Genomic DNA, 13,972 nt, shown 5'->3' with positions numbered 1-13,972 from the left:
TCTCATGAAAAAAGATAACTGGGCGGTATCCAGTCTGGCTTCTAGACGGCGATTTTTGCAACAGATTGGGGCAACCAGTCTGGTAGCCGCATCTTCGCCCTTGTCGTCAATGGCAGCGCAGGCCAAAGCCGAAGAACGCATCCTGCACTACGAAAAAACCATTTCGCCCAACGATAAAATTCGGCTGGGGGTTATCGGCTATGGCGTCCAGGGTCATTTTGATACCGGCACCGCCCTAAAAGTGCCGGGGGTTGAACTGGCCGGTATCTGCGATCTCTATACGGGGCGAATTGACAATGCCAAAGAACAATTTGGCACTGAACTTTACACCACTCGCAATTACAAAGATTTACTGGATCGACCTGACATTGACGCAGTGATTATTGCTACCCATGACGTCTGGCACGCCCGCATGACCCAGGACGCGCTGGCCAAAGGCAAGCACGTGTACTGTGAAAAGCCGATGGTGTATAAAATCAGTGAAGGCTATCCGGTGATCGCTGCTGCCAAAAAGGCGGGCAAAGTCTTGCAGGTTGGAAGCCAGCGGGTCAGCAGCATCGGCTATGCGAAAGCCAAAGAATTACTGGCTGCCGGTGAAATTGGCAAGCTCAACATGGTCAATGCCGTCTATGACCGGCAAAGCTCAATAGGTGCCTGGGAGTATACGATTCCGGCCGATGCCGATCCGATGACTACCGATTGGGAACGGTTTATCGAAGTGACGGCTAAAATGCCGTTCGATGCCAAAAAGTTTTTCTGGTGGCGAGCATTCAAAGAGGTAGGAACGGGTGTAGCGGGCGACCTGTTTATTCACCTGCTGAGTGGTACCCACTTTATGACGGGTTCAAAAGGCCCTAACACCATTTATAGCACGGGCCAATTTAGTTACTGGAAAGATGGGCGGAACATGCCGGACGTGATGTCGGGCGTCATGCAATACCCCGATAGTCCCGAACACGCTGCTTTTCAGTTGACGTTGCAGGTGAATTTTATCAGCGGTACGGGCGGTCAGGAAGTAATCCGGCTGGTGGGTTCGGAGGGTGTCATCGATGTGATGGGCAATAACCTCAGTGTCAAACATAGCCTCTTGCCCCAGGCACCTGGCTTTGGCGGGTATGATTCATTGTTTACCTTCTCAAAAAGTATGCAGGAGCAAATGCAGAAGGATTACGATGCCAAGTGGCCAGCGGACAAACGGAGACGACCCCTTCGAATGGATAGTACCTTTAAGGCACCGGAAGGCTACAGTGACCACCTGGATCATTTCACCAACTTCTTTGACGCGATCCGCCTGAACAAACCAGTTGTCGAAGATGCCCAGTTTGGTTTTAGAGCCGCTGCACCTGCGCTGGCTTGTAATGAAAGTTATTTCAGCAAACAGATTATCAATTGGGACCCTGCTACCATGAAACTAACCTGAGATTGAATGGAAATTTCAATCTCAGGTTATTGATATACAGTAGTGTAGGTAGAAGAACGCCAATCAGAAGAGTCGTATGATCCACGCTTGATTGGCGTTTTTTCTTAGGGATACCTCATAAGGTGAGGGTGTTCTTACCGGCTTTTAATGGGTACGATTTGGCCTTCCAGACAAAACTGCCCGTTGTTTTTTGGGGCAGTGTTACCTCAGCCTGAAGCTTCCCCTTTGCAACTATATAATTAACTGATAGCGTTCCATTGGGATGCGGTATCTCACCCCTGATGGTCTCGATGGCGCCTAAATGCGGGGTGATTTTCACTTTAGCAAACCCTGGTGCATCGCTGTCAATACCCAGTATTATCCGGAAGAATTCAATATTGGGACTCGAACCCCAGGCATGGCAATCCGAGCGGGATGTGTTTACGTCGGAGGTTTCAGCCCAGGTCGACAAACCCATGGCTAGATTTTCCCGCCACTTGCCCAGCCAGGTCAGGTAATCATTACCCATACCTGCTTTGGTCAGGGCCTGATGCAGATAAAACTTGTAATAAATCGAGGCTGGTGCCAGTGTCGTATCGCTCAGCATCGTCCGGGCTATTGTCAGGGTCTGATTAGGCGGAGTAATGCCCGTTAGAATGGCCAGCGAGTTGGCGTGTTGTGAATAAGTCTCTTTGTCTTCCGTGTCCGCATACAGATGACGGGTCGGGTTCCAGTACTTCCGCTGAATGGTCTTGCTAAGTTGATCAGCCCGGTTCAAATACTTTCGGGCCAGATCTTTTAACCCCAGATCGTTTTCCAGCTCTGCGGCCAGTCGATACGTCAATAATAAATGTAGATCCAATATAGCCGATTCCCCGTTTTTGCCGATGGGTGCCATGCCAAAATCCCAGCCTTTTCCCTGAGTCCAGTCGGTGAATAGCCAATAGGGAACGTTCTTTAGCGATCCATCTGGCTGTTGATAGCGCTCGAAAAACGAGAGGACCTGCCGAGCTCCGGGCAGTTTGTCTTTGATGAATAAGCTATCGGGCCGATACCGATAATAGTCGTGAAGCATGGCTACCCACCAGAGCGAGAAGGTCGGAATTTGCTGATGTAAATCGGTCGGATAGCGGCTCAAGGTAATCCCCTCAGCGATGCGCGAATGATCCATGAGGGTGAGCGCATACCGAACAAGCCGTTCATCGCCGGCGTAATAAAGGGATACCAACGCCTGAATCCGGGCATCGCCGATGTACTGCAACTGCTCATAATAGGGACAATCCATGTACGTTTCAAAGGCGCAGAGCCGGGCTGTTCGCCACCCAACATCGAGTATCTTACCCAGTTCCGGACTACTGGTCTGGAGTTTGGCGTTCGATGTAAATGGATAACCCGTAAATGTTCCGTATAAATCGTCAATAACCAAGGGGTCCGATTTTGTGTTAATCGTGAGACGTATATATCGATACGTTCGCCACCATAAGGGGCTATAAACCTGCCCCGCCGTACCGTCTGACAACAGACTATCCGTTTTGCCAATAAACGACTTACCCTCTACCTCATCCCGATTCCCTTTGGCAAGCGTACCCATGCGTCCGGGACCTGCAGGGGCATTGCGTCGGTTGTAGAGAGCCTCGGCATAGCCCATCGACAGCGTTGCATCCTTGCCACCACCAAACGCCAGCGTTGGATAGGCATTGGTCAAATACCCCTGGTCCAGCAGAATTGTGGCTTTCGTATTGGCCGGAATCGTAACCTTTTCGTTACCAGCTGGAAAACCCGTCGGTATCGTAACCCCTTCAGCCAGACGGACGGAGACCAGCCGCTGCTGGGTCATTTCCATTGAGGGAATCGGGGAGGGCACCAACATCCAGCCTGTGGAATTGACAGCCGCATCTTTGGTAAGACCGGGGCCAATCATTCGGGCCTTAGCCCAGCTCGCATCATCATAATTATCTTTCTCCCAGCCTTTTACGTGCTTATTCATGTCAACAAGTTCGGCAGGGCCCGCTACGTAATAGCCAGGCACGCGTACGGGTAGAGGTTGGTAGCTTTGGTCCTGAATCGTTTTCCAGCTATCGTTGGTATTTAGTATTTCTTCGGTTTCGGTGGCCCCCTGCAAAATAAAGGCCGTTAAGTAAGAGATCTGGGCTTCGGGTTTGGCCCGGCCATCGTTCCATACCACAGCTGCCACCGTATTTCGACCCGTTTGTAGGTAAGGGGCCAGGTTAAGTGTTTCAAAGTTCCAGAAATAGAGATCACCCCGGGCGGGTCCCTGGCCGACCTGCTTGCCATTGACGTACAGCTTGTAGCGGTTATCACCCGATACATGGACTAGAAACGAAGCTGGTTTTTGAGGCAGCTCAATAGTTTTCCGGAACTTGAAGACGCCATAATCTTTGAGACTCAGATCCGACGAGGCCGTAAAGCGGTTAATAGGCCGGCCGGGGCCGGTGATCCACTGGGCTTTCCAGGGTTTTTGCTGCAACTCTTCCCGAATAGACTGAGCGGTTAGACCGGGAAGTGCTGCCAGCGTTACTAAGAGCGAAAATAAACTATAAAAAAGAGGTCGCATTCGGTTGTTCGGATAAGGGGTAGGGAAAGCTGATACATCGTCTCGCTCATAAGTAGGCGCCCGCAGAATCGACGCTGATCAAGCCAGCTGTGATGAGTCTATAATTTACCGATTGACCGCCACATGGTCAGTTCCTGACTGTATCGGTTATCGATGACCTCACATTGCGCATCGATGCGCATCATCGGCCGGTCTTTGAGGTTATAGGCCGGCCAGGCGGGTACATCTTTAGCGGTTGGCTTGCCCGTGCGGGCGAAGGTGGTCCAAAGCTCAGCAAAATGACGAGAGGCCACAAAGCGCTCGGGCCGGTTGCCGCCAAAAAAGCTTTCTTTAGGCTGCGAGCCGTCGCGGGGTGGAATCTCGTTGTTGAACTTAAAGGAAATGTCCATGGCGTGGGGCGTGCCCATGGGATAGTCCGTGCCGGGAATGGGTTTCTCGGATTTATAGCCAAAGTTGTAAAGGTAGACCGGCGCTCCACCCTGTTTTACTTTCTTTTCGGCGATGTCCACCGATCCAAGCCCCATCATGGCAATGGAGGAAATGGCAATATAGAGCTGTGGAGCCGTCGCGTTGGGAGTCGCTTTTCGATACGCTTCGATAACTTTGGCCGTCTCCTGACCAAATTGCGGTTCGAGTCGCTTCTGTACCCCTTCGAAATCCAGCTTAGCGAAGTCGGTATCTTTCCGTTCCCAGGCGAAGAAGGTATATTCATCTTCGTTCCAACCCACCAGGAGCGGTTTATTACGGGAAATGGCCGGCGCTGTTGGGTCGAAGGGATGATGGGGCAGCGCTCCGCCATCGACTACCGGACCAAATCCACCGTAATTCCGGCGCATCATCCCCTGATTCTTATTTTTTTCCTGGAAGGGAGGTACAAACGGTAGCTTGTTCTGCATGGTCAGCAAGTCAGCCACCGGAACTTCCAGCAGCTTTCGCCAGTCTTTGGGAGCAATGTTGAGCTCTTTGAGCAGCATCGCGGTCGTTTCGGCCGCAACTTCTTTCGGAGTCATGCGTACACCAGGTCCGCTCTCAATAGAGGCTTTGTTGAAATAGGGAGCAGCCGAAGGCATAGCATACAGGCAGGACGTTTTGGCTCCGCCCCCCGATTCACCCCAGATCATCACATTGGCTGGATCGCCCCCAAACCGGGCAATGTTATCATGGACCCATTTCAGTCCATCCACGATGTCGAGCATTCCCATGTTACCCGACCCTGCGTACTCAGATCCTGCAATTTCGTCCAGATACAAAAAGCCCAGTAGACCTAGTCGGTGATTTGTCTCGACCACCACCACGTCGAAATTGCGCGCCAGGTTTGAGCCGTCCTGCCCACCGGCTGCGCCTGACCCGATCACAAAGCCACCACCGTGGCTGTAGAACATTACGGGACGCTTCCGATTGTCATTTGCCGGGGTCCAGACGTTTAAGAACAGACAGTCTTCAGACGGAGCCGGTTCATTTCGCCGGGGTGGTTGAATGGCCGGTGCGCCAAACTCCAGGGCATCCCGTACGCCGGTCCAGGGCTGCAGGGGCATGGGCCGGCGAAACCGGCGATCCCCCGAGATGCGGCCACCGTAAGGAATGCCTCGAAACAAATTGACCCCGTCTTTACGCATTCCCCGTATTTGACCATATGAAGTGTCGGTCACCACATACTCATCGGCCTTGCCCGTTGATGCAAAGCTATAGGGGGGTAAACTCATAGCTGCCGCCGTGAGGGCAAGCTGGCTGAGAAAATGGCGTCGGTCAATCGGAATCATAAGGAAAGGGCTTGAATTGGAATGAAGCTGAGTTTGTGTATTGAATAAAGCAAAAAGATAGAAAAATAACTGAAAAGTCTAATTATACTTTCTTACTTTGTGATTAGAAATACTTATCACTTTATCCAGTCGGACTGGTCAGTAGCCAACCTGCTTTATGGAATTGCGTCAGTTGAGATACTTCGTTGGTGTAGCTGAGGCACTGCATTTTGGTCAGGCAGCCAGGAAACTATGCGTGACTCAATCTGCCTTGAGTCAACAAATTAAGCTACTGGAAGCGGAGCTAGGAACTGACCTGTTCGTAGGCATCCAGCGCACAAAATGGCATAAAGTTGAACTGACGGAAGCAGGAACTCTTTTTCTGGTCGATGCCCAGCGTATTCTGCACTTGAGTGAGCAAGCCGTTCATAACATTCAACAGGTTGTAGCTAAACAGCAGCGTGTCAGGCTGGGCGTTTTCAAATTGATTCTGCCGGAACGGATTGTAGGCATGCTCGAATTATTTTCAGCCCACTTTCCCGCACTGGACGTTAAAATCGTGGAACTGGCAAATACCGTTCAGGTACAGGAATGGGTCGCTAATGAACAGATTGATTTGGGAATGACCGTGCTTCCTCTGGTCTGCGAAGGCTTATTGGCAACTCCCTATGCTGAAGCTGATTACACCATTCTAATGAACCGGGACCATCCGCTGGCTAACCAGACGGGCGTACTGCTGGAGCAGCTTCAAAACGAAAAGTGGGTTGACGTCGGACGGGATGCCGGGGTGTTTTTCGTGCAGGCGGAGGATATATGTCGCCTGGCTAATTTTAGCCGATCCAGCAATATTGTACAGCAGGTGCCTTCGTTTGACTTACTAAAGAGTATGGTTCGACTGGGAAAAGGCATTGCGTTTATTCCGGCTTCCCTGGATTTACAGCAGGAGCCCAATCTGGTGTCGATGCCCATTATCAACGCGGATGGAACGTCCTTCAAACAGATTGTTATCCGGCATGTATTGGTTCATAAATCGGAACAGCCTAAACCATTGGTAGAAGCGTTAGCAGGCTTGGTCAACTACTAAACAGATGCCTGAAAACGTCCACGCAGTGGACGTCCTGTTTTTCGAAGACATCAATAATCGAGGTCTATACGGGCACACACGACCCCTTTCTCAAATGGAATAGTTTGGCCGTTTCGAGTTGTCATGGGTATTCAATAGTGCTTCCACATTCGGATGATTTCCGGATAGGCCAGCGTTTTTTTTACTTCTTTTCGGCTTGCAACATTCCAATCTGCTCTAAGCTCTGCAACTATTTGGAAGCCGTACGACGGTCGATTTGTAGACTTACTAAACGGGTATTCGATTAAGACTTCCACTAGCTCTTTGCTATATCCTTTAGGTGCCTGGATTCGATCTTGTATAACTGTCTGGTTAAAAAGTAATTGTAAGCGGGTGATTTGGCTAATAGTTTGCTGAGCGGTCACTTTGACAGTCTGCAGGACGAGTACAATGGGGAAGGTAATACAGTTGGGCCGGTCTACAGCAGCGATATATCGGCCAATAAATCATGAAAGATTAGATAAAGAACATTAGTAATGCGTTCGGTGCGACCGTTTCTATAGTGGATGAATGATTCAAAACAGATAATACTGAATAGCCAACCTGATGAGCGTCGAACCTTCGTCAGGCTCTCAACTATTGAAGTACATTCCAGATTATGCATTAACCCATTGAAAATAGAGGGGTCATCTGGGAGCTTAGAGGTAACTTTCTAAGTATGAGTGCATTGATTAGGATAGCAAGATTTGGCAATAAACGGTTCAATCCTTTTAGTCCACCCAATTCAGAAAGAATAAACCCTACTGATCAATAATTTAGCCCGATTCAAGCTGAGTTAGTACCCAACATTTTCTATCTGCTTAACAATGGTTTAAGCCAGCTGGATACGCACGCCCTAACGTCTGTAATCAGGATAGACCCACCCAGATCTTCCAATTTAACTCTAGTTCTTTAGGAACAAAATACAATTATAACCCCCGTTTGTATGAATCGAACGTACTACTTTTTGCGCTTACCGCTTTTCGTCCTGACCCTGACGTTAGTGTTCGGCTTGGCTGGACCTATACAGGCTCAAACACGTGCCTTGATGGGAAGGGTGCTTGATGCCACTGAAAATAACGGTCTACCGGGTGTCAATATCCTCTTAAAAGGCACTGCCAACGGTACCACCACTGATGCCGACGGTAACTTTCGGCTAAGTGTACCAAATGGACCAGCGACGCTGGTTTTCTCGTCGGTGGGCTACGTCGGACAGGAAACCACAATTGGGGTCAGTTCGATCATTACTGTGACGTTACAGCCCGATGCTCGCTCGCTCAATGAAGTGGTTGTGGTTGGTTATGGACAGAAAACGACGCGAAAACTGACTGAATCCATTGGTACAGTACAGGCGCGTGACATCATTAAATTACCCGTATCCAGCCCGGAGGCTGCCATTCAGGGGCGTGTTTCGGGTGTTCAGATTACCAGTGTGGACGGAACACCGGGTGCAGGAGTGGCCATTCGTATTCGGGGAGTTAGTACCGTTGGTAACAACCAGCCGCTGTTTGTGGTAGATGGCGTTCCGATTGGTGATGGGACTAGCAATCAGATTAATCCCGCCGATGTAGAAAGCATATCTGTGCTAAAAGATGCCTCATCGGCGTCGATTTATGGATTACGGGCGGCAAATGGAGTTGTATTGATAACAACAAAACGGGGAAAACAGGGCAAGCCACGTGTGAATTTTGATGTTTACAGTGGGGTACAAAACTTTCCTAATCAGTTGGATATGCTGAATACCCAGCAGTATGTAGCACTGGCTACGGAGTCTATCAACAACGCCAATGCACAGGCGGGTCTTGTGCCGGGAAGCTCCGGCTACTTAGTATTGGCGCCCGATTTACGGCCCGGAAGCCCATACCTCAATATTGACAACAGCAAAGCCTGGCGCGATGCTGCGCTTCACAAGAATGCGCCGGTCAGGAATTATAACCTGTCACTGTCGGGAGGGAACGACGTGTCCAATTACTTCATCTCGCTGGGGTACTACCAACAGCAGGCAATGGTGAATAAATATGATCTGAGCCGGTATTCGTTCCGGGTCAACAGCGATCATAAAGTGGGTAGTCGGCTAAAGATTGGGCAGGCTTTAACACTGACGTACAACCATACATACCGGGGATCTAATGGCACTGGCGATGGCTTTATTTACGCCAGTACGACGAATATGCCGCCGATACTCAGTATTTATGATACCGATCACCGCATTCCTGGCAACCGATATGGCTATACCGGAAATTTGAACGTAGCGGGTTTTGTCCGGCTGAACAACATCGGTATCAACGCCGTCAACGAGAACCACGATTATTCTTACCGATTGCTGGGCAATATCTACGCCGAACTGGAAATTATAAAAGGCTTGAAATTCCGGTCGGTAGCTGCGGTGGACTATTCCCCGTACCGGCAAAGTTACTGGCGTCCCGGCTATACGGCTGCTGAATTGGGGCAGGAGCGGAATACGAATAATTACCAGGATGGGCGTGGTGAAGGTATCCAGCAGGTGTTTACCAATACGTTCACCTACAACGGCCAATTCGGCGGACATTCCATCAATGCGATTGCAGGTATGGAATACCAGGAAATAAAGAGTAATTATCTGGGATACACCGGTGCTAACTTTCAGAGCACCGACCCTAATTTCTATTCGAGTATTCAGAATCAGCAGGGTAACTCCAATGGGAATGGTGGATTTGCCTATAACAATGCTTCTTCGTCCCTGGGGCAAAAAGCCTATGCATCAAGGTTTGGCCGGTTGAGCTATGATTATAAGGATACATACTTAGTCACGCTGACGGCTCGTTACGATCAGTCGTCAAACTTCGCCCCGCAAAACCGGAGTAAACTTTTTCCGGCGGTGTCGGCTGCCTGGCGGATTTCTAACGAATCGTTTTTTCAGAATAAACTGCCCTTTGTGACCGACTTGAAGTTACGCGGTAGCTGGGGTCAGTTAGGTAATGATAAAATCGGATTGGATTTTCCTTACCTGGCTCGGGTGCAACAGGGACCTTGGTACACGTTGGGCACTGGTCAGTCATCGCTGAATGGAACGGGTATTCCGAATCTGGTGAACAGTGACCTCCGCTGGGAGATTAACGAAAGTACAGATGCAGGTTTCGATCTAACACTTTTCGGCCGCTTGAACCTGCTGGTTACCTATTATAATCGGAACACGAAAGATTTCCTGTACAGTTTGCCCGTCAACACGACATCTGGGTTTACGAGCATTCCGGTTAACCTCGGTCTCGTTAATAACCGGGGGCTTGAGTTTGAAACCAGTTACAAAAAATCCTTCAAATCGGGCCTGACGCTGGACTTCTTTGGCAACATAACTACGGTTAAGAATAAACTGGTGGCGTTAGCCCCTAATGTTCAGGAATTTGCCAGCGGAAATTATCGCACGGCGGTTGGTTACCCGATTGGGTATTTCTATGGCTACAAAGCAACCGGCATTTACCAAAATCAGGAACAGTCAAACGCAGCTGTTCCCGACGTAACGGTAAATAGGCAGAAACCCGTAGCGGGCGATATGATTTTCCAGGACAACAACGGACCGGGCACGAACGGCCAGCAGTTTAGCGGTAAGGCCGATGGTCTGATTACAACCGATGACCGGACTAATCTCGGCAAAACAATTCCAGACTTTTTCTACGGCTTTGGTGTAAATGCAAATTGGAAAGGATTTGACCTGGCCGTCATGTTTCAGGGTATATCTGGTAATAGTATTTATAATTCCTACCGGGCCGCCAACGAAACAATGGCAGGCTCTGGGAACAACCAATTAGTGAACGTACTGGGCCACTGGACGGGCGAGGGCACGAGTAATACCATTCCTCGGGCAACAGCTCGCGATCTCAACGGCAATGCCCGTTTTTCCAGTCGCTGGATTGAACCCGGTGGATTTTTGCGCCTGAAAAATGTGCAGTTGGGCTATACAGTGCCTAAGGCATTGCTCAACCGATTGAAAGTGGCCCAGACCGTTCGGGTGTACATAGCGGCCAGTAATCTGTTCAGAATCACCAAGTACACGGGCCTCGATCCAGAGGTGACCACGTTCAGTTCGCAATTGCAGGCTGGTACCGACAATGCGAACATGCCTCAGCCACGCACAGTACAAATCGGGGCTAATCTTACTTTCTAAGCGCAACTCTCCTATGAAACGATCTTATATTCTTACACTTCTGACCACGGTGTTCATTGCCGGACTGTTTTCGCAATGCGAGAAGAAGCTCAACTTGGCTCCACTGGGAGCACTCAATGAGGAAACCTATTACCAATCGACCGACGATTTTAAGGGGGCGGCTGTCCTGGCGTATTCGACGCTGCTGAATTATACCTACGAGCAATTTGATGCGGGCGGCTGGTTTAAAGGCACAGGTATGATTGATGACGATCAGACTAGTCATAACAATGGTGCCGATAACATTGAAGAGTTCAACTGGCGCTCGACCGATGGAACCTGGAGTGCGCTTTGGTCGAATACGTACAAGGGTATTCAACGAACCAATATTATCATCGAAAAGCTACCAGCCGCGAAGGGCGTGTCCGACTCTACGAAGAAAGTGTTTGAAGCAGAAGCCCGTTTTCTGCGCGGTTACTTCAACTTCTTTCTGGCGATTAACTGGGGAAATGCACCACTGATTACTGTCACTCCCCGTACGCTGGCGGAGACACGTGTCGGCAATTCACAGCCGGGCGAGTTATGGGATGCCGCCATCGCCGATCTGAAGTTGGCGAAAGCGGGGCTGCCCGTCAAATGGGACGACGCCAACAAAGGACGGGCCACCAGCGGGGCCGCTTCAGCTATGCTAGGCAAACTATTGCTATTTCGTGCCCAGTGGGAAAAGAAACCTGCACTCTATACAGAAGCAGCCGCTGAGTTTCAGGGCTTGGTTGGTAAGTATTCGCTGGTAAAGAACTACCTGGACAACTTCATGCCAACAACTGAAAATAATGCAGAATCTGTTTTTGAGGTTCAAATGGGTATTGGCGGTGTGAATCCCTGGCTCCCGGCTGATTTTGTATTCTCGAACGGATCAGCTGCTGGCACGGCACGGCTTATTTATTATCGGGCTGCCTGCGGTCCAAACAATGTTTGTGCGCCCGGAGCCGGAGGAACAGGCTATGGACAGATTGAGATCACAACGGGCCTTCAGAAAGAATTTGAAGCGGGCGATCCCCGCCGACAAGCCACGCTGTTTCTGGATGGCGATCCATATGATACAGGTACCAATATCGATGGTTCTCAGAAATGGGTCTACAGTAAAAACTGGACAATTACGGGTTCAACGCCCGCCAAATATGTTCGTAAAGATGTTAATATCGACTATCGATCGCCCTTGAGTGTCAATAACCAACGGACGATTCGCTACGCCGATATTCTGCTAATGCTGGCTGAATGTAAATTGTTGGGATCGAAAGATTTGGCGGGTGCCGTTGCCCTTATCAATCAGGTTCGCCAGCGCGCGGATGCAACCGGAAAAATACTTCCCGACGTTGCCGTTGGTACGGATGCCCAGATTTTCAAGGCCTTGATGCACGAACGACGCGTCGAGTTTGCTCTGGAAGATCACCGCTACGACGACCTTGTTCGTTGGCATCGGGCGGGCCTAATTAACATCAAAACCGATGTTGATTTTGGCCGAACCACAGCCAATACAAACTGGGCCGAAAAGAACTTACTAAAACCCGTTCCACAAAGTGAGCGCGATTTAAACCCAGCTATTCTGCAGAACACGGGTTTCTGAGTTAGTGTGGTTATTAATTCTAGGTTGGAGTACGAACAACAGGCCGGATTCCGGCCTGTTGTCTTAGTGGGCTAGCTGATTCTGGTGCCTTTGCCGGATTTGTCCAGTCATTTGACGAATCTGTACTACCAGTACACGAAAGGAAAGGAAGATATTTGTATCACTTTACCAAGATTTAGTTAAACAACATGATTGGTAAAGCTTGGAACGCTCGTCCGATAAAGCTGCTCAGAGAAAGCTGGCGTCAGTTCGGGAAGGCGTCACTTATCAAACCAAAAAGTATTCTCTGGTTGGAACCTCTGGCACTTTTGCTGCTTTTTGGGTTGCTTCTGGCGCTGGTCTGGATGGCTTTGTCGTAATACAAATTTCGTTTCATACCCTTATGAAAGACACCTTAATAACGACCGATCGGCAGCGGTCGCCGAAGTATTTACAAGTCGTTAATGCTGTAATTAGTGAGATCGAAGGTGGCTCGTTACGCATTGGAGATCGGTTGCCGTCGATCAATGATGCCTGCACCGATTGGTACCTGTCAAAAGACTCCGTAAAGCGGGCCTATGATACACTGTCGCAACTCGGTTTAATTACGTCGGTATACCGAAAAGGGTACTTTATTGCGGGTAAATCGAACCGCCGGATACAGAGAGTCTTGATTATTACCGGCCAACTAACCGAAAGCGTCAAACAACTCCACGACGCCATTGTTCGGCAGGTGGGCGGGAAGGCGCTCATCGATATCTGCACCTATAATTACCGGCAGGATTTGCTGGGTCAATTGATTGACAAGCACCTTGGCAACTACCATTATTTCTTATTGATGCCGCACCTGGTCGAAACGAATCCCGCGTCGATTCAATGCCTAAATAACCTGCCGGGTAACCAGTTGATCTTGGTTGGTAGCCAATGGCGAAACCTGTTGACACACGGGCATCAGATTTATTATGGTGGTCAAAAAGCCTTTTACGAAGCGCTGGAAAGTCAACTAACTGTTCTACGGAAATATAGTCAACTGAATCTGGTACTGCCGAATCTGGATTTCTTTGAAGCCGATTATATCCAGGCGTTTCAACAGTTTTGCACGCGCCACGATTTCAATTTTCAGCTACTCGACGAACTCACTGAGGCCGATATTTGCCTGCATCAGGCGTATTTCGTAACTGACAGCGCCGACCTGATTACGCTCGTGGATTACAGCCAGCAGCATGCCCTCCGACTTGGTCAGGACTTGGGCGTTGTGAGCTTAACTGAGAATGAATACACGCGACTTTTAGCGGGTGGCGTGTCGGTGATTTCGCATCCCTCGGCCGAGGTGGGCCGATTGGTGTCGCAAATTCTGGTTGGCCAACCCGGTCCCAGCCAACCGGCGTATTCCCTTCCTCTTCAATTACAATTCCGGGCTTCCTGCTAAGC

Annotated in this window: 8 protein-coding genes; 6 read left to right on the top strand and 2 right to left on the bottom strand. The window is 49.8% G+C overall.

Annotated elements, in window-relative coordinates; all coding sequences use genetic code 11:
* Nucleotides 1-4: 4 nt before the first annotated feature.
* The gene (locus tag G8759_RS34175) at nt 5-1,420 is read left to right on the top strand and encodes a Gfo/Idh/MocA family protein (protein ID WP_167218084.1); all 1,416 of its coding nucleotides are present in this window, start codon (nt 5-7) and stop codon (nt 1,418-1,420) included.
* Nucleotides 1,421-1,535: 115 nt separating this feature from the next.
* Here G8759_RS34175 and G8759_RS34170 read toward each other — a convergent pair whose 3' ends face one another.
* Together G8759_RS34170 and G8759_RS34165 are read right to left on the bottom strand one after the other, a co-directional pair.
* Nucleotides 1,536-3,974 (bottom strand): alpha-L-rhamnosidase-related protein, encoded by a 2,439-nt coding sequence (locus G8759_RS34170; protein ID WP_167218082.1) that lies wholly within the window; start codon nt 3,972-3,974, stop codon nt 1,536-1,538.
* A 98-nt stretch (nt 3,975-4,072) separates the two neighbouring features.
* Nucleotides 4,073-5,734: a carboxylesterase/lipase family protein gene (locus tag G8759_RS34165; protein WP_167218080.1), complete on the bottom strand. Its 1,662-nt coding sequence runs from the start codon at nt 5,732-5,734 to the stop codon at nt 4,073-4,075.
* 157 nt (nt 5,735-5,891) lie between these two features.
* On the opposite strand from G8759_RS34165, the gene G8759_RS34160 reads away from it, so the two are divergent.
* The 5 genes from G8759_RS34160 to G8759_RS34140 all read left to right on the top strand — a co-directional run bounded on the left by G8759_RS34160 (nt 5,892) and on the right by G8759_RS34140 (nt 13,970).
* Entirely contained in the window at nt 5,892-6,797 is a 906-nt protein-coding gene (locus tag G8759_RS34160) for a LysR family transcriptional regulator (RefSeq protein ID WP_167218078.1), read from the top strand.
* Between the two features lie 964 nt (nt 6,798-7,761).
* Nucleotides 7,762-10,956, top strand: a complete 3,195-nt coding sequence (locus tag G8759_RS34155; RefSeq protein WP_167218076.1) for a SusC/RagA family TonB-linked outer membrane protein — start codon at nt 7,762-7,764, stop codon at nt 10,954-10,956.
* 13 nt (nt 10,957-10,969) lie between these two features.
* The gene (locus G8759_RS34150; RefSeq protein WP_167218074.1) at nt 10,970-12,562 is read left to right on the top strand and encodes a RagB/SusD family nutrient uptake outer membrane protein; all 1,593 of its coding nucleotides are present in this window, start codon (nt 10,970-10,972) and stop codon (nt 12,560-12,562) included.
* Nucleotides 12,563-12,750: 188 nt separating this feature from the next.
* The gene (locus tag G8759_RS34145; RefSeq protein WP_167218072.1) at nt 12,751-12,921 is read left to right on the top strand and encodes a hypothetical protein; all 171 of its coding nucleotides are present in this window, start codon (nt 12,751-12,753) and stop codon (nt 12,919-12,921) included.
* Between the two features lie 23 nt (nt 12,922-12,944).
* Nucleotides 12,945-13,970, top strand: coding sequence for a GntR family transcriptional regulator (locus tag G8759_RS34140; RefSeq protein ID WP_167218069.1), 1,026 nt, complete (start codon nt 12,945-12,947; stop codon nt 13,968-13,970).
* Nucleotides 13,971-13,972 lie beyond the last annotated feature (2 nt).

The sequence above is a fragment of the Spirosoma aureum genome, assembly GCF_011604685.1.
Classification (GTDB): Bacteria; Bacteroidota; Bacteroidia; order Cytophagales; family Spirosomataceae; genus Spirosoma; species Spirosoma aureum.
This window is presented reverse-complemented; position numbering and strand designations above follow the sequence as displayed.

Excerpts from the sequence above, each read along its gene's own strand:
- G8759_RS34160 (WP_167218078.1), top strand. The coding sequence starts at position 5,892 with ATGGAATTGCGTCAGTTGAGATACTTCGTTGGTGTAGCTGAGGCACTG.
- G8759_RS34150 (WP_167218074.1), top strand. The coding sequence starts at position 10,970 with ATGAAACGATCTTATATTCTTACACTTCTGACCACGGTGTTCATTGCC.
- G8759_RS34140 (WP_167218069.1), top strand. The coding sequence starts at position 12,945 with ATGAAAGACACCTTAATAACGACCGATCGGCAGCGGTCGCCGAAGTAT.
- G8759_RS34145 (WP_167218072.1), top strand. The coding sequence starts at position 12,751 with ATGATTGGTAAAGCTTGGAACGCTCGTCCGATAAAGCTGCTCAGAGAA.
- G8759_RS34175 (WP_167218084.1), top strand. The coding sequence starts at position 5 with ATGAAAAAAGATAACTGGGCGGTATCCAGTCTGGCTTCTAGACGGCGA.
- G8759_RS34165 (WP_167218080.1), bottom strand. The coding sequence starts at position 5,734 with ATGATTCCGATTGACCGACGCCATTTTCTCAGCCAGCTTGCCCTCACG.
- G8759_RS34155 (WP_167218076.1), top strand. The coding sequence starts at position 7,762 with ATGAATCGAACGTACTACTTTTTGCGCTTACCGCTTTTCGTCCTGACC.
- G8759_RS34170 (WP_167218082.1), bottom strand. The coding sequence starts at position 3,974 with ATGCGACCTCTTTTTTATAGTTTATTTTCGCTCTTAGTAACGCTGGCA.